The 25642-nt window shown below is 58.3% G+C and carries 19 protein-coding genes; 14 read left to right on the forward strand and 5 right to left on the reverse strand.

Annotated features, from left to right (window positions below):
- Positions 1 to 76: 76 nt before the first annotated feature.
- The 8 genes from RBB77_RS12570 (at position 77) to RBB77_RS12605 (ending at position 11052) form a co-directional block, all read left to right on the forward strand.
- Positions 77 to 4609 carry a glutamate synthase-related protein gene (locus tag RBB77_RS12570; protein ID WP_353062102.1) on the forward strand — a complete coding sequence of 1511 codons (4533 nt, stop codon included), beginning with the start codon at positions 77 to 79 and terminating at the stop codon, positions 4607 to 4609.
- 192 nt (positions 4610 to 4801) lie between these two features.
- Positions 4802 to 5455 carry a TetR/AcrR family transcriptional regulator gene (locus RBB77_RS12575; protein ID WP_353062103.1) on the forward strand — a complete coding sequence of 218 codons (654 nt, stop codon included), beginning with the start codon at positions 4802 to 4804 and terminating at the stop codon, positions 5453 to 5455.
- A gap of 105 nt (positions 5456 to 5560) precedes the next feature.
- The gene (locus tag RBB77_RS12580) at positions 5561 to 7351 is read left to right on the forward strand and encodes an AMP-dependent synthetase/ligase (RefSeq protein WP_353062104.1); all 1791 of its coding nucleotides are present in this window, start codon (positions 5561 to 5563) and stop codon (positions 7349 to 7351) included.
- On the forward strand, positions 7320 to 8180 hold the full coding sequence (locus tag RBB77_RS12585; protein WP_353062105.1) for an HAD family acid phosphatase: 861 nt from the start codon (positions 7320 to 7322) through the stop codon (positions 8178 to 8180). The genes RBB77_RS12580 and RBB77_RS12585 overlap by 32 nt, the downstream gene beginning before the upstream one ends.
- 21 nt (positions 8181 to 8201) lie before the next feature.
- Positions 8202 to 9233, forward strand: a complete 1032-nt coding sequence (locus RBB77_RS12590; RefSeq protein ID WP_353062106.1) for an MBL fold metallo-hydrolase — start codon at positions 8202 to 8204, stop codon at positions 9231 to 9233.
- 198 nt (positions 9234 to 9431) lie between these two features.
- Positions 9432 to 10472, forward strand: a complete 1041-nt coding sequence (locus RBB77_RS12595; protein WP_353062107.1) for a 6-phosphofructokinase — start codon at positions 9432 to 9434, stop codon at positions 10470 to 10472.
- 113 nt (positions 10473 to 10585) lie between these two features.
- The gene (locus RBB77_RS12600) at positions 10586 to 10840 is read left to right on the forward strand and encodes a helix-turn-helix domain-containing protein (RefSeq protein WP_183979519.1); all 255 of its coding nucleotides are present in this window, start codon (positions 10586 to 10588) and stop codon (positions 10838 to 10840) included.
- Positions 10841 to 10845: 5 nt separating this feature from the next.
- Positions 10846 to 11052, forward strand: a complete 207-nt coding sequence (locus tag RBB77_RS12605; RefSeq protein ID WP_353062108.1) for a hypothetical protein — start codon at positions 10846 to 10848, stop codon at positions 11050 to 11052.
- 61 nt (positions 11053 to 11113) lie between these two features.
- Here RBB77_RS12605 and RBB77_RS12610 read toward each other — a convergent pair whose 3' ends face one another.
- A complete protein-coding gene (locus tag RBB77_RS12610) occupies positions 11114 to 11989 on the reverse strand; it encodes a metallophosphoesterase (RefSeq protein ID WP_353062109.1) in 876 nt (291 codons plus the stop codon).
- Positions 11990 to 12064: 75 nt separating this feature from the next.
- Here RBB77_RS12610 and RBB77_RS12615 point away from each other — a divergent pair, with 75 nt between their 5' ends.
- From RBB77_RS12615 to RBB77_RS12640, 6 genes are all read left to right on the forward strand, one after another.
- Entirely contained in the window at positions 12065 to 13150 is a 1086-nt protein-coding gene (locus tag RBB77_RS12615) for a M24 family metallopeptidase (RefSeq protein ID WP_353062110.1), read from the forward strand.
- Between the two features lie 41 nt (positions 13151 to 13191).
- Positions 13192 to 13698 carry an acetyl-CoA carboxylase biotin carboxyl carrier protein gene (gene accB, locus RBB77_RS12620; protein ID WP_353067619.1) on the forward strand — a complete coding sequence of 169 codons (507 nt, stop codon included), beginning with the start codon at positions 13192 to 13194 and terminating at the stop codon, positions 13696 to 13698.
- Positions 13699 to 13747: 49 nt separating this feature from the next.
- Positions 13748 to 15103, forward strand: coding sequence for an acetyl-CoA carboxylase biotin carboxylase subunit (gene accC / locus RBB77_RS12625; protein WP_353062111.1), 1356 nt, complete (start codon positions 13748 to 13750; stop codon positions 15101 to 15103).
- 103 nt (positions 15104 to 15206) lie between these two features.
- Positions 15207 to 15848, forward strand: coding sequence for a thiamine phosphate synthase (gene thiE, locus RBB77_RS12630; protein WP_353062112.1), 642 nt, complete (start codon positions 15207 to 15209; stop codon positions 15846 to 15848).
- 104 nt (positions 15849 to 15952) lie between these two features.
- Positions 15953 to 17464: an APC family permease gene (locus RBB77_RS12635; protein WP_353067620.1), complete on the forward strand. Its 1512-nt coding sequence runs from the start codon at positions 15953 to 15955 to the stop codon at positions 17462 to 17464.
- Positions 17465 to 17497: 33 nt separating this feature from the next.
- Positions 17498 to 19027 carry an amino acid permease gene (locus RBB77_RS12640; protein WP_353062113.1) on the forward strand — a complete coding sequence of 510 codons (1530 nt, stop codon included), beginning with the start codon at positions 17498 to 17500 and terminating at the stop codon, positions 19025 to 19027.
- A gap of 463 nt (positions 19028 to 19490) precedes the next feature.
- Here RBB77_RS12640 and RBB77_RS12645 read toward each other — a convergent pair whose 3' ends face one another.
- The 4 genes from RBB77_RS12645 to RBB77_RS12660 all read right to left on the reverse strand — a co-directional run bounded on the left by RBB77_RS12645 (position 19491) and on the right by RBB77_RS12660 (position 25490).
- Complete coding sequence (locus tag RBB77_RS12645; RefSeq protein ID WP_353062114.1) at positions 19491 to 20429, reverse strand: hypothetical protein; 939 nt, start codon at positions 20427 to 20429, stop codon at positions 19491 to 19493.
- A gap of 74 nt (positions 20430 to 20503) precedes the next feature.
- The gene (locus RBB77_RS12650) at positions 20504 to 23143 is read right to left on the reverse strand and encodes a hypothetical protein (protein ID WP_434557116.1); all 2640 of its coding nucleotides are present in this window, start codon (positions 23141 to 23143) and stop codon (positions 20504 to 20506) included.
- A gap of 63 nt (positions 23144 to 23206) precedes the next feature.
- Positions 23207 to 23965, reverse strand: a complete 759-nt coding sequence (locus RBB77_RS12655) for an ABC transporter ATP-binding protein (RefSeq protein WP_353062116.1) — start codon at positions 23963 to 23965, stop codon at positions 23207 to 23209.
- Positions 23966 to 24089: 124 nt separating this feature from the next.
- Positions 24090 to 25490: an efflux RND transporter periplasmic adaptor subunit gene (locus RBB77_RS12660; RefSeq protein WP_353062117.1), complete on the reverse strand. Its 1401-nt coding sequence runs from the start codon at positions 25488 to 25490 to the stop codon at positions 24090 to 24092.
- Positions 25491 to 25642: the final 152 nt, after the last annotated feature.

Consider the following 25642-nt stretch of genomic DNA (forward strand, 5'->3'; position numbering starts at 1 on the left):
TCGATTGGCGGAAGCTTTACAAAAAAGGAAGGGTTGCAGCCGGCTTTTTTGTGCCGAGTGCGACGTATAGTGAAGCATGGAACGGTCCCTGGCAGTTCGTTTGAACCCAACTCGCCGAGATGCGGGTGTGTCTTTGGCAATTTTGCCGTCGCTGATTGACGAGCGTTTTGATCATGATTCGTGTGGCGTGGGTTTTGTTGCCGCGGTGGATGCATTGCCTTCGCACTTGATTTTAGAGCAGGCACTGACGGCGCTGAGCAGACTGGCTCATCGTGGGGCGACGGCGGCTGACGGGAAGAGCAGCGATGGGGTTGGCGTGATGACTGCGATTCCGCGGTCGCTGCTGGTGAAGGCTGCGAATCTTTCGATCGGAGACACCCAACTGCTGGGGGTGGGGATGCTGTTGATCCCGGTGGAAGAGACGCGTGCTGAGGAGGTTCTTCAGCGGTGTCTGCTGTCGCATGACTTCGAGATACTTTGCTGGCGCGATGTTCCAGTTCGGACCGAGTGGCTGGGAGAGATGGCGCTTGCGACGATGCCGAAGATTCGCCAGGTGCTGATTGTGGACTCGGCGGATGCAGAGGCTGGGACGATGGAGCGGCGGTTGTACCTTGCGCGGAAGCAGTTTGAGCGGGCGCATGAGCGGGGAGATGTGACGGGGTATGTGTGCTCGTTGTCGTCGCAGACGATTGTTTATAAGGCGATGTGCACGGGGAGTTTCCTGCGCGATTTTTATCCAGATCTCGCTTCAGAGGATTACGTTACGCCGTTTGCGGTGTTTCATCAGCGGTATGCGACGAACACGCTGCCGACCTGGCATCGCGCGCAGCCCGGGCGGAAGCTGGGACACAACGGAGAAATCAATACGGTGTGGGGGAATCGCGCGCGGATGGCTGCTCGCGACTCTACGCTTCCGGTGGAGTGCAAGCCCGTATTGACGCAGGGTGGGACGGACTCGACGAGTCTGGATGAGGCGGTGGAGTTGCTGTCGCAGAACGGGAGGACGTTGGCTGAGGCGGTTCGCATGCTGTTGCCGCCGGCGACGGATGGCCATCACGAGTCTTCGTTCTTGCGGTATCACACGGATTGCGCTGAGCCGTGGGATGGTCCGGCTGCGCTTGCGTTCAGTGATGGACGTGTTGTTGGTGCGGCGCTGGATCGGAATGGATTGCGGCCTTGTCGATTTGCGATTACGAGCAGAGGGCTTGTTGTTGCAGGGTCGGAGGCGGGATTGGTGGATCTCGATCCGGAAGAGGTGACCCATAGCGGGCGGCTGGGGCCGGGACAGATGTTGGTGGTCGATCTCGAAAGCCACAAGGTTTACGAGGATGAGGAGCTGCTGCAGTTGTTTGATGCGGGGGCTACGTACGCGAAGCTGGTTGAGGATACGCCGCTCGTGGCGGTGGCAGTGAGGGCTGTTGATTCGGCTGCTTTGAACGCTGCACAGAGGGGATTTGGGTACACGCGGGAAGATGTGAAGATGATCCTGCAGCCGATGGCGGTTGAAGGGAAGGACGCTGTGTGGTCGATGGGAGATGATACGCCGCTGGCTTTTCTGGCGCGGTCGCCGCGGCCTGTTTACGCGTACTTTCGGCAACGGTTTGCGCAGGTGACGAACCCGGCGATCGATCCGCTCCGCGAAGCTTGTGTGGTGTCGTTGCATACGCGGCTTGGACCGTGGCCTCACATGCTGGATAAGAATGCGCCGCTGCCTGGGGTATCGCTCCCTTCTCCTTTTCTTTCGTTGGGACATGTGGAAGCGTTGCGGAGGGGGGACTATCCGCACAGGTCGGAGCTGAAGCTGGCTGAGTTGCAGGCGGTGTTTGGTGTCGAGAAGACGCTGACGCAGGCGCTCGATGATGTTTGCATGCAGGCTATCAAGCTGGTGCGCGAGGGAGCGCGGATACTGTTGCTTTCTGATCGGAGTGCGAGTGCTGAGAAGCTACCAATTCCGATGGCTATGGCTACGGGAGCAGTGCATCAGGCGCTGGTGTCTGCGGGATTGAGGACGCTTGCGGGGCTCGCCGTAGAGGCGGGAGATTGCAGGGATATTCATCACGCTGCCGTGCTGATTGGGTACGGCGCGGGAGCTGTGTGTCCGTGGCTCGCTCTTGAGACTGGAATGAGCCTTGCGCCGGTCGGTACTGATGTAGTGGACGCTGAGCGGAAGATGATGAAGTCGCTTGATGCGGGTCTTGCGAAGGTGATGTCAAAGATGGGAATCTCGGTGGTAGACAGCTACCGGGGCGCGCACCTGTTCGACATTCTTGGCTTGCACTCGAGTGTGGTGGCGCGATGTTTTGTCGATACGCCGGCGCCGCTTTCGGGGATTGGATTCGCTGAGGTGGAGCGGCAGCTGCGTCAGACGTGGACTGCGGGCGAGGCTGATGTTCCGGCGTCGACGGATTTGCCGGATTATGGATGGGTTCGATTCCGGAAGGCGGATGTTTCGGAGCCGCATGCCTGGCAGCCGCCTACAGTGAAGGCGCTGCAGTCTGTGGTGGGGAGTGCGCGAAATGTGCCGCAGCCTACCGACCCTGCTGAAGCGTTTGCGATCTATACGCGGGACGTCATTGCGCGTGATCCCGCTGTGTTGCGCGATCTGCTGGAGATTCGTCCGGCGGGGCCTGAGCTGGCGTTGCATGATGTGGAGACGCCGGCGAGTCTATGCAAGCGCTTTGTGGCGAGTGCGATGTCATTGGGCTCGCTGAGCCCGGAGGCTCATCAGACGATTACGGCTGCGATGAATATGCTTGGTGGCCGGTCGAATACTGGGGAGGGTGGCGAGGACTCGGCAGTGTATCGTCTGCATCCTGAAGGCGCAGACACGGTCGATTCGGATGGAGGGTTGAGTCTTGCGGCGCGGTCTGGCGGAGGTGTGGCGGTGGCCGAGGCGGCGGTTGAGGCGCCTGCGGTGCATGTGTCGTTGAATAACAAGATTAAGCAGATTGCGTCGGGACGGTTTGGCGTGACGGCGGAGTATCTGTCGCATGCTGAGGAGATTGAGATCAAGGTTGCGCAGGGCGCGAAGCCCGGCGAGGGTGGGCAGCTGCCGGGGCATAAGGTGAGCGGGTTGATCGCACGGTTGCGGCATGCGCAGCCTGGGGTTTCGTTGATCTCGCCGCCGCCGCATCATGATATTTACTCGATCGAGGATCTGGCGCAGTTGATCTACGACCTGAAGCGAGTGAATCCGCGCGCTGCGATTGGGGTGAAGCTGGTGTCGGGTTGCGGCGTTGGCACCGTGGCCGCGGGTGTAGCGAAGGCGTATGCGGACTACATCGTAATCGCAGGGAACACTGGCGGCACTGGTGCGGCGGCGCTATCGAGCATCAAGTATGCCGGGAATCCTTGGGAGCTTGGACTCGCCGAAGCGCAGCAGGTACTGATGCAGAATGGAATGCGCGGCCGTGTGAGGCTGCGAACCGACGGCGGGCTTGCTACCGCACGGGACATTTTGATCGCGGCGCTTCTGGGCGCGGATGAGTATGCGTTCGGCACGGCAGTGCTGGTGGTGCTTGGATGCGATATGGCGCGGCAGTGTCATTTGAATACTTGTCCTACGGGAATTGCGACGCAGAAGCCTGAGTTGCGTGCGAAATTCCGCGGCAAGCCGGAACATGTGGTGCGGTTCTTCGAACAGCTTTCGGCGGATCTGCAGCACCTGCTGGCTCGCTATGGACTGCCTTCGATTGAGGCGGCGATTGGGCGTTCGGATCTGTTAGAGCAGGTTCGGTTCGATGGGAATCTTGATCTGCAACCGATGTTGGCGAAAGTGTCGGATGGGCCTAGCCGGTTCATGGGCGTGCGGAACAATCAGCCAATGTCGGGGCCGCCACTTGATGAGGCGTGGATTGCGCCGGCTATGGCTGCCATCGATGCGGGGAAGGTATTCGTCGTTGATTCGAAGATTGCCAACTGTGACCGGGCTGTTGGTTCACGGCTGGCGGGAGAGATTGCGGTGCGACGTGCGCAGGGTGAGCTTGCTGCGGATGTTACGTTCAACCTGACCGGGACGGCTGGGCAATCGTTTGGCGCGTTCACTGTGGATGGGATGAAGCTGGTGCTCGACGGACAGGCGAACGATTTCGTCGGGAAGGGATTGTCGGGCGGCGAGCTTGTGATTCGGGCGCGAGGACTGGCGGCGAAGGATAGCGGAAGCCACGTTATTCTCGGCAACGTCGCTCTGTACGGCGCGACCTCTGGGAAATTGTTTGCGGCAGGTCGGGCTGGAGAGCGGTTCGCGGTTCGGAACTCGGGCGCTGTCGCCGTGGTGGAAGGCGTTGGAGACCATGGGTGCGAGTACATGACGGGTGGAGTCGTTGCGATTCTTGGCCGGGTCGGGATGAACTTTGGAGCAGGAATGACCGGCGGCCTCGCATGGGTTCTAGATGCTGATGGCTCCTTCGTGTCAGGGCTGAGGTATCATCCCGAATTCATTGAGGCTGAGTCATTTAACTCTGTCGATCCCGATTCGCAGGCGAGTCTGAAGGCCTTAATTGAGGAGCATGTGAAGGAGTCGGGCAGCGGGCTTGGACAGACGATGCTGGCTGATTGGGCTAACAAGTCAGCAGGTTTTGTTCGATTGACTCCGCGACCGCAGGTGTAAGGTGTCGACCTGCAGAAGACAGAGGAACGGTTGCCGGAACGCTCATTGTGGATTCTGCGTGGGCGGAGGATGTAACTCCAGCTACGTAAAGGACGAGTTGCATAAAGATTCATTTTGTGGGGAATGAATCACAATTCATTCTTGGCAAAGTCGCTTCGATTCATTAGAGTGGCGGCACCGGAGATTTCCGGTTTGAGGCCTGGACTGAAACGATTAGCGAAGAAGACGAGGCCTGATTCCATCAAGGCAGAGGCACCCGCAACGGGGCCGGGAAGCGAAAAATATCAGCGCATTCTGGATGCAGCGGTGGAGGTCATCGCGGAGCATGGTTATTTCAGCTCTCCGGTGAGTGCGATTGCGAAGCGGGCCGGGGTGGCGGACGGAACGATCTATCTCTACTTCAAGAGTAAAGATGATGTGCTGCGGACCGCGATCGATTCGACCTTCGATAAGTTTCATCGGCAGGTGGAGGACGAGTTCAAGACTCTGAAAGATCCGCGTGAGCAGTTGGAATATATCGCGCAGGTTCATTTGGAGAGCCATGCCGTGAATCGCAGCATGGCGGTGTTGATGCAGACCGAGGTGCGGCAAAGTGCGAAGTTCATCGCGGAGTTTTCACATCATCATCTGGTGAAGTACATCCAGGTGGTGCGCGAGGTGGTGCGGAGGGGGCAGCAGGAGGGGATCTTCCGGCGCGATGTCTCCGATGGTGTGGTGGCGCACTGCATGTTTGGGGCAATTGACGAGTTGCTGAGCTCAGCGGTGTTTACGGGGCGGGTTTATGATTCGAAGGCTACGGCCGCCCAGGTGATGGATGTGCTGCTGAGTGGGATTCAGGCGAGATGATTTGTGGGGACAAGAAGACAGCGAACATAGTCCGTTCGATTGTGCGACTCATGGACATTAGGAAAGCAAGCAGCAGCGACTGCGGGTTGGATTCAGGGAGAGACGATGTTTGATTTTGTAACTTTGAGTGATGTTCTGGAACGGGCTACGGGGTGGGGCAGCAGATCAGTGATGATGGCGCAGCAGGCGGATGGCACGTGGACGCCTATTTCTTCTGATGAGCTTTATGGTCGGGTGCGTGCGCTGGCGGATGTGTTTCGCGGATGGGGAGTGGGGAAGGGCGATCGCGTGGCGATTCTTTCGGAAAACCGGTGGGAGTGGGCGGTGACGGACTTCGCGACTCTGGCGATTGGAGGCGTAGACGTGCCGCTTTATCCGACGCTGACGCCGGAACAGATTGGCTACATGTTACGGGACTCCGGCGCGAAGGTGGCGGTGCTGTCGTCGCGCGAGCAGTACGACAAGCTGGCGGCTGCGGGGGATGTGCCGGATCTGGAGCATGTGGTGGTGATGGATGCCGGGGAGTTTCCGAATGCAGAGACCTTCGGCGTGTTGATGGAAGGATCGGCGGCAAAGCAGCATAAGGATGCTGGATTTGATGGGATGCTCAAGACAGTCAAGCCGGAGGATCTGGCTACGATTATCTATACGTCGGGCACGACCGGAGAGCCGAAGGGCGTGATGTTGACGCATGGAAATCTGACGAGCAATGTGAACTTCTCGACGGGAAAGATGGGATTTTCGGAGAAGGACAGTTGCATCTCGTTTCTGCCGCTGTCGCACGTGACGGCTCGGCATACGGACTATGCGTTGCTGTGTCATGGAGTGAAGCTGGCTTATTGCGCGAAGTTTGATCAGTTGGCGGGCGCGATGAAGGTGGTGAGGCCGACGGTGTTTTTGGCGGTGCCTCGGGTCTATGAAAAGATTCGGCAGGCTGTGGAGGCGAAGTCGGCACTGTCGCCGGCAAAGCTGAAGATTCTGCGCTGGGCGCTTGGTGTCGGGAAGAAGCATCGGGCAGAGATACTGGTGGGCAAGACGCCGAGTTCGCCTGGTTGGAAGATTGCGAACAAGCTGGTGTATTCGAAGATTCGTGAGGCGTTTGGCGGACGCGCTGAGGTGTTTATCTCGGGGGGCGCGCCACTGGGGATGGATTCGGCTGGGTGGTTTGCGGATGTCGGGATTCGGATCTTTGAGGGGTATGGGTTGACGGAGACCTCGCCGGTGATTGCGGTGAACTACCCGGAGGCTCACCGGATTGGGACTGTCGGTAAGGCGCTTGGGAATGTGCAGTGCCGATTTGCAGAGGACGGGGAGCTTGAGGTGAAGGGTCCCTCGATCTTCGTCGGGTATTGGAAGAAAGAGAAGGAGACTGCTGAGACGTTTACTGCGGATGGGTGGTTCAAGACCGGGGATATTGGCAATATCGATAAGGACGGGTACCTGTCGATTACGGATCGGAAGAAGGAGCTGCTGAAGACGAGTGGAGGAAAGCTGATTGCTCCGCAGCCGATTGAGAATAAGTTGAAGGCGAATGCTTTGGTGGCGCACGCGGCGCTCGTAGGAGACAAGCATAAGTTTGCTTGTGTGCTGATTTCTCCGAACTTTGCGGCGCTTGATGGGTGGGCGAAGGGGCAGGGGATTGCCGCGGGCGACCGCGCTGCGCTGGTGAAAGATGCGAAGGTGGTGAAGGCTTATCAGGAGATCGTTGATAAGGTGAATATGGGTCTGGCGAACTTCGAGAGCATGAAGCGGATGAGCATCGTGCCGGAGGAGTGGAGCGTTGAGGATGGGACGCTGACGCCGAGTTTGAAGTTGAAGCGGCGTGTTGTGGAACGGAAGTACGCGAAGGAGATCGATGAATTCTATGCGGATGAGGCGACTGCATCGAAGGTATGATCTGGGTTTATTGAGAGCGGCGGTTTTGCGGACGTGGGGTGTGGCGGCGCTGGCGTGTGGAGTTTGTCTGGCGCAAGTGGGGCCGCCGGTGTGCGCGGTGCCGGCGGGAAAACAAGTTGCGAGTCTGCGACCGCAGGTTGAGCCACGTCCTACTGTGGCAGCAACGGTGGCTACGGCGGAGATTGCTGCTGCGGATCCGACGATGATAGTGGCGGCGGAGCCGATGGAGAACTTTGGTGTCGCACGGTATCGGCTGAAGGACTACGCCGACTGTGTGGGGACCGGTGGGTGCTACTGGGCAGATGTGGATGCGCAGGCGAAGAGAGCTGGGGCGGAGTTAATGAGGCTGATTGCCGCTCGAAAGGCGGGAGAGAAGCTTGCGCTGGTGCTGGATATTGATGAGACGTCGCTGACGAACTATTGCGAGATGAGGCGTGAGGACTATGGGTTTATCTCGGTGCCATTCAACGAGTGGGCAGTGTCGTCAGAGGCGGATATGGCATTGCCGGGTACGCTACGGCTGTTCAATGAGGCTCGGGCGGAGGGATTAGAGGTTTTCTTTATTACAGGTCGGCCTGGAGAGCAAAGAGCGGCTACGGCGAAGAATCTGGAGGCCGCAGGGTATAAGGGGTGGAAGGGTCTCGCTCTGCGAGAGGGGCCAGAGATGACGATGGCGACGGTCGCCTACAAGAGTGAGGAGCGGAAGAAGATTGTGGATGCCGGGTATCGGATCGTGATGAACGTTGGGGATCAATGGAGTGACTTGAATGGTGAGCCCAAGGCGGAGATTAGCGTTAAACTGCCGAATCCCTTTTATTATTTGCCTTGAGGGTTTGGAGAGGGGCTTGATTTGGGGACTTTAGTATCGAGCGATAGGACGATGTTGCGGCGGGCGAGTAAGGTGGGGCGGAAGTTTTCGAATCCGGTCCCTACGGCGATCGGTGGGTTGGGTACGATCTTCAAGCTACTGCCGCATTATTTGACGAACAAGGCGGAGACCGCTCCGGTAAAGGCGCTCGGGCCATTCAGGACGGATGTTTCGATTTATGCAAAGGCTCCGGAGAGTGGGCTGCGGGTGACGTGGATGGGACACTCGTCGCTGTTGGTGGAGATCGACGGGGTGCGGCTGCTGATGGATCCGGTGTGGGACGAACGCGCTTCACCGATGCGATGGGCAGGGCCGAAACGGTTTTTTGCTCCGACGATGCGTTTGGAGGAACTGCCGTCTGTGGACGTGGTGCTGGTGTCTCACGACCACTTTGATCATTTGGGAGAGGCTACGGTTCGAGGGCTTGCAGGGCTCGAGTCGATGCGCAGGGCGAAGTGGGTCACCTCGCTGGGAGTGGGTGAGGAGTTGCGACGGTTCGGCGTCGATGCCATGAGGATCTCGGAGATGGATTGGACCGAGAGCCTGGTTGTGGGCGGTGTGGAGATAACGGCGGTTCCGACACGACATTTTTCGGGGAGAAGTTTGTTCAATCGATTCGAGACATTGTGGTCGGCGTTTGTGTTGAAAGGGCCAAAGCATACGGTTTACTTTGGTGCGGACTCGGGATGGTGGGAGGGATTCGCTGAAATTGGCGCGGCGTATGGGCCGTTTGACCTCACGATGCTGGAGATCGGAGCGTTCGATGTGATGTGGGATGGGATTCACCTTGGACCGGATGGCGCCGCGCGCGCGTTCGAGGCACTGGGCGGTAAGGGTCTGATGATGCCGATTCACTGGGGGCTGTTTGATCTGGCGCTGCATGCATGGCGACAGCCGATTACACGGATCGTAGAATTGGCCGACGAAAGAGGGATTAAGCTGTGGGCTCCGGAGCCGGGACGACCGACTGAGGTAGTGAGTGGGGTTGAGTTGCGGTCGGATTGGTGGCGATGAAGTTCGATGCTTGCTGCACATTCTTCACAACGAACTCTTCAGGCACGCGGATCTTGCTGTTTCGTTTGATCGAAAGTCGATCTTCAATTGGTCTTTGATCTTGATGGGTGCCACCACTGACGCTAGTCGGTTGAATGCAGAGGGTGATGATTTGAAGAGAGCAGAGTATGATTTCGCTGATGTCAAAAGGAGCGATTAATGAGGATTGGAATGTTGACCGGTGGTGGGGATTGTCCTGGGTTGAATGCGGTGATTCGGGCTGCGGTGCGCAAGGGGATCTTGCATCATGGGGATGAGTTTGTCGGATTTATGGAGGGGTGGCGTGGTGTGCTGGATGACGTAACGATGCCGCTCACACTTGAGACAACGTCGGGCATTCTGCATCGGGGTGGGACGATTCTGCGGTCTTCGCGAACGAATGTGAAGAAGATTCCTGGTGGATTTGAGAAGTGCGTCGAGGTTCTTGGAAAGCACAAGCTGGATGCGCTGATTGCTCTGGGTGGAGACGATACGCAGTCGATCAGCCTGGCGCTGAGCGAGAAAGGTGTTAAGTGCGTTGGCGTGCCGAAGACAATCGATAACGATCTGAATGGTACGGATGCCTGTTTCGGGTTCGATACGGCGGTGACAATTGCGACTGAGGCAGTCGATCGGTTGCACTCGACCGCCGAGGCGCATAACCGGGTGATCGTGTGTGAAGTGATGGGCCGCGATGCGGGATGGATTGCTATCACGGCGGGCATCGCTGGGGGGGCGGATGTGATTCTCGTGCCGGAGGTGCCGATCGATATCGAAGAGGTTTGCCGGTTGGTGAAGTATCGGCGCGAGCACGGCAAGAAATTTTCGATTGTGGTTGCGGCTGAGGGGGCGCAGTTTCCGGAGTCGGGACAGGCGACGCACGGAACGGCTGTCGACTCGTTTGGCCATGCACGGCTGAGCGGGATTGGCCAGGCGCTGGCGGAGGAGATTGAGAAGCGGACCGGGTATGAAACCAGGAGTGTGAATCTTGGGCATACGCAGCGGGGCGGGACGCCTTCGGCCTATGACCGGATGCTGGCTACTCGGTACGGGGTGGCGGCGATCGATCTTGTGCATGCGGGGAAGTTTGGCCGGCTGGTGGTGCTGAAGGGAACCGCGATCACGGATATTCCGCTGGCGGATGCAATCGCCAAGACCAGAACGGTCGGGGAGGACTTACTGGCGGTAGTGAAGGGGTTACAGCCGTTAGCTTCCAGTTAACAAAGGCGATTTTTGTTGTGCCGGTAGACAAAAGGGGGTACAAAGAGGGTGCCGGGTGTTGCTCTACATTCGGCATCCATTCTGCACTGCTTTAGGTCGAACGGAGACTTGTGATGGCTGTGTCAGTACAGGCAACGGTGCGTGAGGTAATGGACATCAGGCAGGCGTCGGAGTATCTGGGCATCAGTGGGGACACGTTGTACCGATATGCTTCCGAGGGGTTTATTCCGGCGTTCAAGTTGGGGAACCGGTGGCGGTTTAAGAAGACGCTGCTGGATGCCTGGATGGATGAGAAATCGGGCGTAAAGCCGCCTGCGCCGATTGCAGTAATGCCTAAACAGAGAAAACCGGTTGCACGGGCGCGGTAAACGGATTGACTACACTGCTGCTGGCACTACAACTTAATGGGTACATTGTCCTGTTCGGAGCAGTTGCTGTTGCGGCGTTCTGGTTTGCGATCCAGCTTTTCTGGTCGGTAGCCAGGAAACCTTGGTACAGCGTGGTGATGCGGCTGGTGGGTGCGCTGGTATTGCTTGGGTTGGGAGTCGTGATGATTTTCTTTACTGCCTTCGGGAGTTGAATGGCAGCGATTGCCGGAGTGTTTCGCGAGTTGCGCAGGCCACAAGTGGGGGGCGATAGGGCTAGGCCGACTGTAGGGTGATGACCGTGATTTCAGGGGGACAGTTCAGGCGGATGGGAAGGCCCACAGTGCCGATACCGCGGTTGACGTAGAGCTGCATTCGATTGAAGCGATAGTGCCCTTCAGGATATTTTTCCCCGAGTGGCGGTAGGATGAGCGGGCCGAGAAAGGGCAGACGAATCTGGCCGCCGTGGGAGTGGCCTGAGAGCATGAGATCAACGAGGTGGCCGCGGGGGTGGGCCATGACGGTGTCGGCGTAGTCAGGCTCGTGAGCCATGAGGATGACTGGACCGTCTGGCTTCGTGGGGAGTGCGAGATCGAGGTTGGGAGTGCTCTGGCCGGGATCATCGACGCCGCAGAGCCAGAGACGATCCCCGTTGCGCTCGATGGGAAGGTACCGGTTGACGAGAACTGGTGTGCCACGGCTGGAGAGCGCCTCGATGACCATAGGAGCGTCGACGACTACGTCATGATTGCCGAGGATGCCGTAGCGTAGAGGCGCGGTGAGGGTGGCGATAATCTCGGCGCATCGGTGCGCAGCGTGTTTGCCGGCTATGAAGGTGATAGAGCCGTGAGTGACGAAATCGCCGGTGAGGAGCACGAGGTCGGGATTCAGGGTGTTGACCTTGCTGATGATCCGCTCGAGGAAGAAAGGCTCTGTGTATTCGTCGAGATGGATGTCACTGAGTTGAACGATGCGGTAGCCGTTGAAGGCGGCGGGGAGATTCGTGATGGCGATGGGCCGGTGGACGATGTCCACTTCGTGGCGAGCGATCTCCCCAGAGTAAAGGGCCAAAGCTGCGGCGGTAGTTCCGGTGCCTATGAGAAAGTTGCGTCGAGTAAAGCGCGACGGCTGAACGGATTGAGAGCCGGGCATACTTCATGATACCGGGTAAAGGGGGATAGACCAAAGGCGGCTTGGCGACCAGGGAGTTGGGTAGAATCAGAGGTGATGAATTTCAGCTTGAGGAAGAAAAGAGCCAGCGCTGCAGCGAAGGCAGCTGGCGTCGATGGGATGTTGGTCACGCATCTACCGGATGTTCGTTACCTTTGCGGCTTTACAGGCTCGAATGCGGCGCTGGTATCAGTGGGTGGGCGAGCGACACTGTTTACCGATGGGCGATACACAGTACAGGCGCGTGCAGAGGCGGCTGGAACTAAGGTTGTGATCACTAAGAAGCCAGCGGTGGTGGCGGCTTGTGAGTGGCTAGAGGCCGCAGGGGTGAAGCGTTGTGGATTTGATGCGACGCATACGACGGTGACGGCTCTCGAGACCATGCGGAAGGCATTGTCTACGAAGGTGCGGCGAGGGATGTTTGTGGCGTTAGGGCCGGTCGTGGCTGGGATGCGAGAGGTGAAAGACGCTGACGAGATAAATCTGATACGGACCGCTGCTTTGGTCGGGTGTGATTTGTTTGAAGGAATGCTGACGTACCTGGAGGCAGGACTGACTGAAACTGAGGTCGCGGCGACTCTGGAGTATGCGGCGAGGCTCGCGGGTGCCGAGGGAATGTCGTTCGATACGATCGTTGCCAGTGGAGAGCGATCTGCCCTGCCGCATGGGCGAGCCACGCGGGCGAAACTGCCAAAGCAAGGGTTCGTGACATTGGACTTCGGTGTTATTCTCGACGGATATTGCAGCGATATGACCCGTACTGTTCACTTGGGCAAGGCACCGCCGGATGAACGAGACGTGTATGATTCTGTGCTGGAAGCGCAGGAGGCTGCAGTCGCCGCTGTGGCGCCGGGAGTGACCGCCGGAGAGGTGGATGAGGCGGCGCGGAGCGTTTTGCGGAGGGTGAAGCTGGATAAGTACTTCAGCCATTCTACCGGGCACGGTGTTGGGTTGGAGATTCACGAAGGACCGAGGCTTGCAGCGAAGCAAACGCAGGTGTTAGAGCAGGGAATGGTGATTACAATCGAACCTGGCGTTTATATGCCGGGACGGTTTGGGTTGCGCATTGAAGATATGGTTTTGGTGACGGCCGATGGCGGTGAGGTCTTGACGCCGAGCGTGAAGGCCTGGGTTGAGCTGTAAAAAAACGAGATGGTGCCGCAAGAGGCACGGGAAGAGACATGATGGACGGAAATAAGTTGAATGAGCTGCGCGAACTGGTTGAGTTTCTGAAGGCGAATGAGATCGCCGAGTTCGATATGGAGCAGGACGACCTGAAGGTGCGGATCAAATTTGCGGGTGAGCCTGCGGCTCCTCCCGCTGGCGGATTCGATATGGCGCAGTTGAGCCGGTTGATGGCCTCGGCGCCTGCAGTTGCTCCGGCGCCAGTTGCTGCGGCTGCTCCCGCGGCGCTGACAGGCGCTCCCCTTGTTGCAGAAGCGGAAGAGAAGTTGCATGAGGTGAAATCGCCTATTGTCGGAACATTCTATGAGTCACCGTCTCCCGGCGCGCCTGCGTTTGTGAAAGTGGGCGATCAGGTTGAGGTCGGGCAGGTGCTCTGCATCGTCGAGGCCATGAAGCTGATGAATGAGATTGAATCCGATGTGGCCGGTGAAGTCGTGAAGCGGATCGCATCGAGTGGGCAGCCGGTGGAGTATGGTCAGCCACTTTTTGCCATCAAGGCGCGGTAAAGACTGTAGCGATTCATCAGCAAAGTTAGACGGAAGGCATCGCGAGTTTATGTTTCGTAAGGTATTGATTGCCAATCGTGGGGAGATTGCATTGCGCGTAATCAGCGCTTGCAAAGAGATGGGTATCCGCACGGTTGCGGTGTATAGCGAGGCGGATCGCAATTCGCTGCATGTGCGGTTTGCTGACGAGGCGATCTGCATTGGACCTCCGCGCTCTGCAGATAGTTATCTCAACGTGCCGGCGGTGATCTCGGCTGCTGAGATTGCGGACGTTGATGCGATCCATCCTGGGTATGGGCTGTTGAGCGAGAATGCGAACTTCGCTGAAGTCTGCCGGGCTTCAAATATCAAGTTTATTGGCCCCCCGCCAGAAGTGACCCGGATGATGGGGGAGAAGTCCACGGCGCGGCAGACGATGAAGAAGGCTAAGGTGCCGATTCTACCGGGGTCGGATGGGATTATCGCGGACGAGAATGAGGCGCTGGAGTGGGCTAAAGACGTTGGGTATCCAGTAATTTTGAAGGCTGTTGCAGGCGGCGGCGGTCGTGGGATGCGTATCTGTCGGAATAAAGAAGAACTGCCGGGGATGTACCAGCAGGCTTCGACCGAAGCGGCGAATGCGTTCGGCAACGGCGATATGTACATGGAGAAGTTCATCGAGCGGCCCCGGCATATCGAGTTCCAGGTGCTGGCGGATGAACATGGCAATGTGATGAGCCTCGGCGAGCGGGAGTGTTCGATCCAAAGACGCCATCAGAAGCTGATTGAAGAAGCTCCGAGCCTGATGGTGACTCCGAAGTTGCGGGAAGAGTTAGGTAAGACGATCAAGCGGGCTCTGGAGAATATCGGGTATTGGAACGCTGGGACGATTGAATTTTTGATGGATGAAGATGGCAAGATTTACTTCATCGAGATGAATACTCGGATTCAGGTGGAGCATTGTGTCACCGAGATGGTTACAGGAATTGATCTGGTCAAAGCGCAGTTGCGGATCGCGGCGGGAGAAAAGCTGACCTCGATCATCACGAGACCGGTGGAGATTCGTGGTCACGCAATCGAGTGCCGGATCAATGCGGAGCATCCGGAAAAGTTCACGCCGAGCGCGGGGAAGATTACAGCGTTCAATTTGCCGGGAGGTAATGGGGTTCGGGTGGATACGGCGCAGTATGCTGAGGGATTTGTGCCGCCATACTACGACTCTTTGATTGCGAAGCTGATCTGCCACGGCTCGGATCGTGAGGAAGCGATGAATAAGATGCAGCGTGCGCTTTCTCAGTTTGTGGTCCAGGGGATTCATACTACGATTCCGCTGCACGAGAAGATCTTTGCCGATAAAGAATTTCGAACGGGACAGTTCGATACGAAGTTTATGGAGCGGTTCTTCGAACGGCAGAAGGAAAGCTAGTCGGTGGAAGCGTAACGACCTGTACCTGGGCGCTATTTGCGCTTCAAAAGGATGCGTGGGTGAAGCTGTTCGAAATTCATTACCATCGAACGCAGTCTTAGTTATGAGCCAAACGTCGCGTTCTCTTCCCGATTTCTACGCCATCATCGACGCAGGTGTGTTGGCGAAAGGAGGCGTCGACCTGGGTGATTTTGCCAGGGCAGTCCGTGATGCGGGAGTTCAGTTGGTGCAATATCGTGACAAAGAGGCGGCTCCGCAGGCGATTCTCCGCCATGCGGAGATCATTCGTGACATCTTTGCGGGGAGTGGATCCTTATTGATCATGAATGACCGCGCAGACCTTGCGGTGCTTGCTGGGTGGGACGGAATTCATGTGGGGCAGAGCGATCTGTCTCCGGAGGATGCGCGCAAGGTTGTGGGACCGACGAGTTGGGTTGGGGTGTCGACCCATACTGAAGAGCAGGTTCGACTGGCAGAGTCGAGTGGTGCGGATTATGTTGCTGTTGGACCGGTGTTCGCCACCGGGACGAAGCGCGATGCGGAGCCGGTGATTGGCTTGACAGGTGTGACGAGGGCGAGGACGCTCACGACAAAGCCGCTGGTTGCGATTGGCGGGGTTACAAGGGAAAACGCGCGAAGTGTGATCGAAGCGGGAGCGGATTCGGTTGCAGTGATCAGTGCTTTGATTGATGAGGGGGAATCAGTTGAAAAAGTGGCGAGAGACTTTCTCGATGTTTTACGGTAGAACAGACGAACGTGAATCTTGTGAAAAAAACTGAACTTGACGATCCTCGGTCGCGAGAGGTTGGCCGCGAAGGAACGTCGTCGGCTCCTCAATTTGTGCAGGGGATGGGGTTGTTTTCGGCGACCGCGATCGTGATGGGGTCGATGATCGGATCTGGCATCTTCATCGTTTCGGCGGATATGTCGCGCGGGCTGGGGTCGCCGGCGCTGCTGATTGCGGCTTGGCTGGTGACGGCGGCGATGACCATAATTGGCGCGTTGAGTTATGGAGAATTGGCGGCGATGATGCCAAAGGCCGGCGGGCAATATGTTTATCTGCGCGAGGCGCTTGGACCGCTGTGGGGATTTCTTTATGGGTGGACGTTGTTCCTGGTTATTCAGACAGGGACCATTGCGGCGGTGGGGGTCGCGTTTGGGAAATTTCTTGGTGTTTTCTTTCCGAGTGTAAGTGCACAGAACTGGATCTTCCATATTGGGCATGTTCCTGCTTGGCACGTGGGGCCCATGGTGTTGGGTAACATGGACATCGGGTTGAATACGGCGAACCTGTCGGCGATTGTGGTCATTACTTTGCTGACGCTGCTGAACACGTTTGGTGTGAAGATGGGCGCGGCGGTGCAGAATGTCTTCACTTCTGCGAAGGTGCTGGCGCTGGCGGCGGTGGTGCTGGTAGGCGTATTGGCGAAGAATTCGGTTGCCGTTGCGGCGAATTTTGGCGCAGGGTGGCATAACTTCTGGGCAGGTGCGGGGTGGCACACGGTACATGCGGTCCAGGTAGGGGTGGGTGGGCCGACCGCTTATGTGGGCTTGTTGACGATGGTGGCGGTGGTGCAGGTGGGATCGCTGTTCAGTTCGGACGCGTGGAACAACGTTACATTCACGGCGGGCGAGATCAGAAATCCGAAGAGGAATCTGCCGTTGTCACTGGCGATTGGCACAGGTGTTGTGTTGTTGTTGTATGTGCTGTGCAACTTCGTCTACCTGAGTGTGCTGCCGATGGTGGGTGATCCGACGGCTACGACGATTGCTGGGCGAGGGATTCAGTTTGCGTCAGAAGACAGGGTCGCAACCGCGGTGATGGAGCAGGCCTTTGCGGGATATGGCGCGAAGCTGATGGCTGCGGCGATTCTGGTCTCGACGTTTGGGTGCGTGAATGGGATGTTGTTGGCTGGCGCGCGTGTGTATTACGCGATGAGCCGGGATGGATTGTTCTTCAAATCTGTGGGCAGACTGAGTGAAAGGTCTAAAACTCCGGTGAACTCGCTGTGGGTGCAGTGGGCGTGGACCTGCCTGCTGTGTCTCTCTGGGAGTTACGGGCAGCTGCTGGACTACGTGATCTTTGCCGTGCTGGTCTTCTACGTGATGACGATTGCGGGGCTCTTTGTGCTTCGGCGGACACGGCCGGATGCGGTGCGGCCGTATAAAGCATTTGGGTATCCGGTGTTGCCGGCGCTCTATATCGTGATGGCGCTGTGGATTTGTGCAGTACTATTGCGTTACAAACCTCAATACACCTGGCCAGGTCTTGTGCTCGTTCTGCTGGGTATACCTGTTTATTTGATATGGACTCGGATGCCACAGTCTCGATCGATTGATATGACCGCAAACGAAGGGTAGTGAAAGCTTCAGGAAAGTAGAGAACTCGAATCAATGGCGAAGTTGCTGGCAACCAAACCTCTCTCGCGTCTGCTGCATGAGGCGCAGGACGAGGGCGAAAGCGGACTCAAACGTACCCTGGGCCCACTGAACCTGATCACGCTCGGAGTCGGAGCGATCATTGGCGCAGGAATATTTGTTCTGACAGGACAGGCTGCTGCGAAACATGCGGGGCCGGCTGTGATGCTCAGCTTCGTTGTGGCCGGTATTACCTGCGCGTTTGCGGGTCTCTGCTATGCGGAGTTTGCTTCCCTGATTCCCATCGCAGGTTCGGCTTACACGTATGGATACGCTACGCTGGGCGAGTTTGTGGCCTGGATCATCGGCTGGGATCTGGTGCTCGAGTACGCTTTCGGCGCTGCAACGGTGGCTTCGGGTTGGAGCGGATACTTTGTCGGGCTGCTGCAGGACTTCCACATTCATATTCCTCCTCAACTGACGACTACTCCGGGAAATGTGCTGTACCTGTATCACGATCGCTGGCAGGCGTTGACGGCGCTTCCGGCTGGAATCAATGCTTCGGCGCTGCCGCATGTCGCCGGGGTCTTCAACCTGGTGGCGTTTCTGGTGATCACAGTGATCACGACCATTCTGATCATCGGGATTCAGGAGTCGGCGAATCTGAATACTGCGATTGTGATCGTGAAGCTGGGCGTTGTGGGTGTGTTTCTGGTGCTGGGGATTGGGTACATCCTGAAGCATCCCGCTGAGGCTCATGCGAACTGGACTCCTTTCATTCCGCCGAGCGAAGGGCCGGGGGCCTTTGGGATCGGGGGTATTACGGCTGGTGCTGCTTCGATCTTCTTTGCATATATCGGATTCGATGCGGTGTCGACGGCGGCGCAGGAGGCGAAGAATCCGAAGCGTGATATGCCGATCGGTATCCTCGGGTCGCTGGTGTTCTGCACGCTGCTGTACATCGTGGTGTCGGGTGTGCTGACCGGGTTGGTGAATTACAGGGCTTTGAACGTTGGTGATCCGGTTGCGGTCGGTATCGATGTGACCGGCGTCCGGTGGGGCAGCATTCTGGTGAAGATTGGTGCTGTGTTTGGTCTGTCTACGGTGATGCTGGTGATGTTGCTGGGGCAGTCGCGGGTGTTCTATTCGATGTCGCGGGACGGTCTGCTGTGGAAGTGGGCTGGGGTGATCCATCCCCGGTTCCGTACGCCTTGGATCTCGAATCTGGTTGTAGGCGCGATCGTCGCGTTTATGCCGGCGCTTCTTCCGATCAGCAGGCTGAGTGAACTGGTGAACATGGGAACGCTGCTGGCGTTTGCGATTGTCTGCGCTGGAGTCTGGATTCTCCGGAGGCGTAATCCGACTTTGCATCGGCCATTCAAGACGCCGCTGGTTCCGCTGGTGCCGTTCCTGGGTATTGTCAGTGCGCTCTACCTTGTGTGGACCCTGCCGACGCTGACCAAAGTTGTGGTGCTGGGCTGGCTCGCGTTTGGACTGGTGATCTACTTCACCTACAGCGTCAAACACAGCAAGGTCCAACTGGCGCTGAAGGCCGAGGGCAAATAGTGGCCCGGGGGGGCACCCACCCCCCCCGGTTACCGGCCTCTAAGTCTTTTGTAATCATTTATTTAGGAGCATCTGCTCTCCGTAAATTCGTCTTGATAAAGGGGTTACGGCCAAATTCGTCTAAATAAAAGGGTTATGAGTGTTAATGAGAAAAAGCCCCGGGGCGCCCGTGGCTTTTTATGCTCTGTATCCAGTGTAGCGGGTTGAGGGGAACTCATACGCCACGCGGATGTTGTTGTTGAGACTGGGTTTGCGTGTTTTAAGGGCTTGACAGGTTTTACCAGCCACGAGACTTCGATTGCGGTGACGATTTGCGTGGAAGGAAAGCAGGGCAACAGCAAAAACAAGGACAACAGCAGATCCCCTTCGGGGATGACAACAAGAAAAACAAGGACAATAAGAAAAACAAAGCAAGGCGGCGGGCTGCCTTGCACCATGAGGCTGCCCCTTCAGCAGCCTTTGCCTATGGAGTGCTCGTGGGTTGGAACCCTCGTGTCTCGTACCAACGAAGCACGCGGAGTGCACGGAGCGTGTTCCACCGACTGAGCTCACCGACCGATTCGCCCAATGGGAGGGCCAGTCCTTCGTCGTGCGCGTCATCGAGGAGCCAGCGGCCGTTGGGCTGACGGTTGCTCTGAACGATGTGGAGGGCATCCCTGACGCGCGGATCGGGTGGAATACCGGTGTCCCTGAAGTAGTCGAGAGCTCGAAGAATGTCGTAGTGGTAGCGGGTCGGGAATGCGAATCTTAGAAACGCCGGGTCTGCGAACTTGCCGGTCGAGAGCCGCCGGAAGAGAGTGCGTTTGAGAAGGTACTCTTCGCCTCGGCGCCTAGCCGCGGCGATCTCCGGTGCGGAGCCGACGGCACGCTCGTACTCGAGCAATCCTTCCAGCACGCAGATGGTGGTGTGGAACGAGGAGCGTGTACTCTCCGGCGCTTCGCAGTTCCAACCGCCGTCCTCGAGCTGTTCGTCGACGAGACGGCGTGCGAGGCTCTCGGTGGGTCGTCCAAAGTAGGCGCCGAGCGCGAGGATGCCTCCGTTGATGCACGGTTCCACTTCTCCTTCGAAGAACGTCTTGAACGGCTTGTCGCGGAACTCCTCGTCCCACTGGTAGCCCGCCTCGAGACGAGTTACCGCCGACTCGACTGCGGGGTCGCTACGGTCGACGCCTGTCGCGCGCAGAAGGAGCAATGTGAACAGAGTCGACAGCCAGACGGGAGCATCGGCCCGGTGCCATGAGCCGTCGGAGCCTTGGCAGGCGAGAATCTCGGCACCGATCCCTTCGTGCGTTATGCGTGCGCGCTTCTCGGCGATCGCGGCAGGGGAAGGGTCGGTTAGATCGCGCATCGCCTGCCAGCTTATTGCGGGGTCCGAATCGAGTAGCCAGTCGATGGTGTCCACGGCGTTATCTTACGTCTTCGAGCCTACCGCTAACCTCTCGTTTGGAAGCCGTCGACGCCTTCGAAATTAGTTTTCTAATTTTTGGAGAGGCTTTTGGATGCGACGGCTGCGGTGGCGGGGGTGATTGCTCCAGTTGAGGATTGGGGCAGGATGGGGAGGGTCACTATGTTGGTGGCGGCGGGGTCGTCGCGAAGGCGCAGGAAGAAGCCGGCTTTGGCGGGACGGGGGAGTGTCAGAGTGGTGCCGACGAAGCCCTCAGGGACCGTGGTGGGAGCCGTGAAGGCCGGGTCGGTTGCGATGGAGTCTACGAGATACAGGCTTGAGCCGGTGATGGTGCAGGTTTGAGTTGCGTCTGGGGGGCAACGCAGGTCTTTGAAGGTGGGAAGACGGACGAGGGTGACGAGGGGGAGCCAGTCGCCAGTAGTGCCGTCGGGGGAGACAGGCCGGAGACGGAGTGGGCCGAAGGCGGAGGTTCCGAAGTCCTTGACGGGATCCAGAGTCGCGAGGAGGGTGTGAGGGTTCTGCAGCACTAAGTTGTTGGAGGCGACGCTCAGCGTGGTACGCAGGCTGTCATCGGCATTTGATATCTCAATCTTGCCTGTGCGGGGGAACGGCGCTACGGACTTGAGGGAGAAGGTAAGTTGCTCGTTGGAGGGAAGGTCGTCTTCGCCAGCCAAATGAATGGGAGTCGCGGTGGCCTGGCCGATGTTTTTGCTGATGAGAGTGACGGAGGGGCGAGGAGGCGCGACGGTGACGGGAAGAGTGAGGGTGCGTCCGTCATTGAGGGAGAAGCGGGCCGTGAGATGCTCGCCAACCTTGAGTTTTGGCGCCTGGCTGTTTGGCGGAAGAGTGAAGCGGAGTTGAGTGTCGGAGTTTGTAGGAGCGGGTATGGGAGTCGCGGTGTCCTGGTTGGATGGGATGCTGACCGGGGCGGGAGCGAAGACGAGGTTGTTGATGGTGAGCTGCTGGACCTGATCGAGGCTGGAGCCGGTGAGGTCGGCGGTGGTGTCGCCGGCGTGAAGTTCAAGCGCGGTGAGACGGGCGGGCTCGGAGTAAGTTTTTGCCGCGACGGAGTCGGCTTTGTCGCCGCCGAACTGCTTGATGGCGAGATGGAGGGAGCCGGGATCGATGGATTTGAGAGAGATGGTGACATCGACCGTAGCGGGCTTCTCTGCAGGCTTCCACTTGGTTTCGATTAGTCTGCCTGCACTGGTGTCGAGGGAGACTGTGTCGAGGCAGGCGGTGCCGGTGGAGCTGAGCATGAGATGGTTTTCGCGACCTGCGATGAGAACGTCGTCGTCGGCGAGCTTCCAGTCTTTGCCTGGGGTGTCCTGGAGTTGGAGGGTGGGGCCTTTGAAGGCGTCGAAGCCCCAGAAGCCGGTAATGGTGCCGGTGATGGCGTTGGTGCCTGAATGCGGTGCTGTTGCTGCGGGCTTGGATTCGGGGGCTACGCCGGGGGTGTTTGGTTTCGTGTCGGAGTTCGCTGCTGTGTCTGGGTTTGAGTCTGGATTCGAATCCAGGGGTAGCGGCTTGCGTGCGGGAACGTGAGCGAGGACGAGGCCGCCTTGATACGCGTCTGGAGTGACGGGAATGTCGGTGCCGCCGTTGGGGCCGTCGATGTGAAGGGCGAGATCGTGCGCCAGAGCCGTCGAGAAGACCAGAGGTGCGCCCTCGACGGGAAGCACGACGGCGGGTTTTAGCAGGCAGGAGATGTTTTCGGGGTTGGTGGAGCGCAGAGGCGGGGGGACCGCAGCCTGAATCGCAGGAAGGCCGATGACGATGACGGACTTGGGGTTGTTGAAGGAGGGTGGCGTGTTGAGGCGGAGGTTGAGGGCGTCACCGTCGGGGAAGGCGATGGCGGGGATGTACTGGTATTTGGCGGTGTGGAGGGTGCTGGTGATGCGGATGAGGTCCACGATGGCGCCGACGTAGGGGCTATAGTTTCCGCCCCCGGCGAGCCTGGTGTAGCTGGCCTGGTTGATGAGGTCGGAGTTGGATCCGTCGTTGAGTGCGTCGGCGACGGACTGGCCGTGGCCATCGTCGAGGAGGCTTTGGTTTCCGGCCTGGGTGAGGCAGGTGGATTGGGTATCGACGGGGCGTTTGAAGCAATCGCCGTTGGGCTTGAGATTGAGGGTTCGGGAGAGGAGGTCGGAGTGCTCGGCGAGGCCCTTAGAGTCGTCGGGTGGGACGCGGCGGATGGCGGCGAGGTAGGTTTCGATGCGGGCCTGTTCGAAGCCGGATTCGATGAGGTCTTGCGAGGCACGGACGAAGATTCCGGGGCGGCCGCGCACGGCAGAGCGCAGGGTACTGAAGTCGCCGCCGGTTTCAGGCGCAAGGAAGAGGATGACCTGCTGGGCCTCGGCAGGCACGGTGATGGTGACGCCCTCTTCGCGGACTTTTTTGTTCCAGGTTTGGATCTCGGAGAACCAGTTGTCGGGGGGCGGGTTGGTGGTGCCGCGCAGGAAGGCGCAGACGAGGAGATAGTGAACGGATTGCGTTGGAGGCAGCTCGGCGCGGAGCCAGATCTTGTCGCCGGGCTGGAGATTCGGAACCTGGGCGATGGGCAGGGTTTTGCCTGCGCGTGTTACGTGAACATCGACCTTTGGGCCTGCGAGATCAAAGCGGGCGGCGTCGGCGGCGTGGAGCAGGGGGCAACCCAGGAGGGCGGCAGCGAGAGTTCCAGCGAGGCGCAAACGGCGAAACACTTTTGCCATCATTCCATTTTAGACGGGAATGGGATGGGTACGGGTGTTACTTAGAACACTGAATGTTTACTTCTATTTGCGGATACGTGAGGAGAGGTGATCGCCTGCGACGACACCATCGCGGATGGTGATGATCCGGTGGGCGTACTCGGCGATGTCCGGCTCGTGAGTGACGAGGACGATGGTGTTGCCGTTTGAGTGGAGCTCGTCGAAGAGAGCCATGATCTCGTCGCCGGTTTTGGAGTCGAGGTTGCCGGTGGGTTCGTCGGCGAGGATGATGGACGGCTTGTTGACCAGAGCTCGGGCGATGGCGACACGCTGACGCTGGCCACCGGAGAGCTCGTTGGGCTTGTGCATCATGCGGGTGCCGAGGCCGACGGACTCGAGGACACTCTTTGCGCGCTCGGTGCGCGCGGCCGCCGGCGTGCCGTTGTAGATGAGGGGCAACTCTACGTTGTGAAGCGATGTGGCGCGGGCGAGTAGGTTGAAGGTTTGGAAGACGAAGCCGATCTCCTTGTTGCGTATGCGGGCGAGTTCGTCGTCGTTGAGCTCGGAGACGTCGTGGCCGTTGAGCCAGTAGCGGCCCTGGGATGGGGAGTCGAGGCAACCGATGAGATTCATCAAAGTTGACTTGCCGGAGCCTGAGGGACCCATGATGGCAACGTATTCATTGTGGCGGATGCGGAGATTGACACCGCGGAGGGCATGCACCTGCTGATCGCCCATCTCGTAGGTCTTCCAGAGATTGTCGGTGACGATGACGTCTCCCGGAGTTGGGCCATGTGCGTTGCTGGTGCTGAGGTTGGATTCGACTGCAGTTTCGATAGCCATCCGGTTCTCCGTGCTCCTGTGATTCAGGATAGTACGTTTGGGGTGGTGGGATGGTTCCGCGGTATTGAGTGAGTCACTCCGAGAACAACAATTTTAAGGCTTTTCTTCGTGCTTTGATATTTTTTTACGATTTATCGGCATCGGTTGTGGCTTCAACGCTGTTGTCTATTTTGACTGCAGTTCCGCTCTTAAGGGTGCGAAGGATTCGATAGCGGCCGGTAACAATTTCGTCGCCGTCTTTGAGGCCGCTGAGAACCTCGATGTCAGTGGCTCCTGTAACTCCTGTGGTGATGGGAACGAAGTTGGCGCGAGTCTTTTTGTGGTCGACCTGGAGCACGTAGACTCCCTGGACGGGTTGGGGTTTGCGTGCGGGAGCGCTGGAAGTTGATGCGGAAACTACGCTTGCCTTGCCTGCGTTCGCTGCGAGTGCTTTTTCGGTGACAGGGTCACGCTGAACAAGGGCCTGGATAGGTATGGTGAGCGCGTTGGGCTTGTGGGCGGTAGTGATCTTTGCTGTGGCTGACAGACCGGGCCGCAGTTCGTCGGTAGTTTGATCCAGGGTGACGACGACTTTGAAGTCTTTCGCCTCCTCGGTGCCTGTGGTGCTCTGGCTGGTGGCGACTCCGGTGGTGCGGAGCAGAGCCTGATCGCCGACCTCGGTGACGTGGCCTTTGAAGACGCGGCCGGGCATTGCGTCGACGGTGACGTCGGCTGGTTGGTTAAGGGCGACATTGACGATGTCTGTCTCGTCGACCTTGACCTCTGCGGTAATGACGGACATGTCGGCAAGGGTCATCAGTGTGGAGCCCTGGGCGTTCTGAATGCCGAGGACGACGGTCTCGCCTTCGCGGACAGGAACGTTGGTGACGAGTCCGTCGAAGGGAGCGCGGCTCACAGTCTTGTCGAGAGCATCGTAGTTTGCGCGCTGGCTGGCGACTGCCTGGTTCATGTGTCCGCGTTGGGACTCGGTCTGCGCTGTCGCCTGTGCAAGTGCCGCTTGTCGCTGGGCGAGGGTTGCAACAGCCATATCGTACGCGGCTTTTTTGGCGTCGTAGTCCTGCTTGGCGATCAGCTTTTCGTTATAGAGGGATTCAGCGCGACCGTAGTCGAGTCTTTTCTGTTCGAGGTCGGCCTTGCCCTGCGCAATGTTGGCCTCGGCGGTTTTCTCTGCGGCGACATAGCTGGTGATGTCGGTTTGGGACGAGGCGATTGTGGCTTGCTGCGCTGCGACAGTGGCCTGGGGTTGAACGCTCTCGACTGTGGCGAGGGTAGCGCCGGACTTCACATGGTCGCCCTCTTTCACGTAGAGATGAGTGATGCGTCCGAAGGCGGTGGCGCCGATGTTGACGTAGGTCTTCGGTTTGATCTGACCGGTTCCGTTGACGACGGCGATCAGATCCTGGTGGGCGGCTTTGCCGGTGGCGACTTTGGTGACACTGGCCTGTCCGTGGAGGATGGTGCCGACGACGATGCCTGCAAGAACCAGTACCACAACTACGATCAGAATAATTTTCTTTATGCTCATTGCCGCTTTCTTTCGCGCTCGCGAAGGATCTGAGTGCCTGGGAGTCAGTGCGTGCTAAAAGCTAGTACGGAAGTCGAGAAAATTGCGTTCCATATCTTTCCAACTTCTAAGTTGCATCACTTTACGAGGAACTGCGCAAAAACCTGCAACTG

This window comes from Tunturibacter psychrotolerans, assembly GCF_040359615.1.
Classification (GTDB): Bacteria; Acidobacteriota; Terriglobia; order Terriglobales; family Acidobacteriaceae; genus Edaphobacter; species Edaphobacter psychrotolerans.

Bases quoted from the DNA above. Each gene is read 5' to 3' on its own strand.
- RBB77_RS12600 (WP_183979519.1), top strand. From the start codon at position 10,586: ATGGCTGTGTCAGTACAGGCAACGGTGCGTGAGGTAATGGACATCAGG.
- accC (WP_353062111.1), top strand. From the start codon at position 13,748: ATGTTTCGTAAGGTATTGATTGCCAATCGTGGGGAGATTGCATTGCGC.
- RBB77_RS12660 (WP_353062117.1), bottom strand. From the start codon at position 25,490: ATGAGCATAAAGAAAATTATTCTGATCGTAGTTGTGGTACTGGTTCTT.
- RBB77_RS12635 (WP_353067620.1), top strand. From the start codon at position 15,953: ATGGGGTTGTTTTCGGCGACCGCGATCGTGATGGGGTCGATGATCGGA.
- RBB77_RS12655 (WP_353062116.1), bottom strand. From the start codon at position 23,965: ATGGCTATCGAAACTGCAGTCGAATCCAACCTCAGCACCAGCAACGCA.
- thiE (WP_353062112.1), top strand. From the start codon at position 15,207: ATGAGCCAAACGTCGCGTTCTCTTCCCGATTTCTACGCCATCATCGAC.
- RBB77_RS12585 (WP_353062105.1), top strand. From the start codon at position 7,320: ATGCGGATGAGGCGACTGCATCGAAGGTATGATCTGGGTTTATTGAGA.
- accB (WP_353067619.1), top strand. From the start codon at position 13,192: ATGGACGGAAATAAGTTGAATGAGCTGCGCGAACTGGTTGAGTTTCTG.
- RBB77_RS12580 (WP_353062104.1), top strand. From the start codon at position 5,561: ATGTTTGATTTTGTAACTTTGAGTGATGTTCTGGAACGGGCTACGGGG.
- RBB77_RS12615 (WP_353062110.1), top strand. From the start codon at position 12,065: ATGAATTTCAGCTTGAGGAAGAAAAGAGCCAGCGCTGCAGCGAAGGCA.
- RBB77_RS12595 (WP_353062107.1), top strand. From the start codon at position 9,432: ATGAGGATTGGAATGTTGACCGGTGGTGGGGATTGTCCTGGGTTGAAT.
- RBB77_RS12610 (WP_353062109.1), bottom strand. From the start codon at position 11,989: ATGCCCGGCTCTCAATCCGTTCAGCCGTCGCGCTTTACTCGACGCAAC.
- RBB77_RS12570 (WP_353062102.1), top strand. From the start codon at position 77: ATGGAACGGTCCCTGGCAGTTCGTTTGAACCCAACTCGCCGAGATGCG.
- RBB77_RS12650 (WP_434557116.1), bottom strand. From the start codon at position 23,143: ATGGCAAAAGTGTTTCGCCGTTTGCGCCTCGCTGGAACTCTCGCTGCC.
- RBB77_RS12640 (WP_353062113.1), top strand. From the start codon at position 17,498: ATGGCGAAGTTGCTGGCAACCAAACCTCTCTCGCGTCTGCTGCATGAG.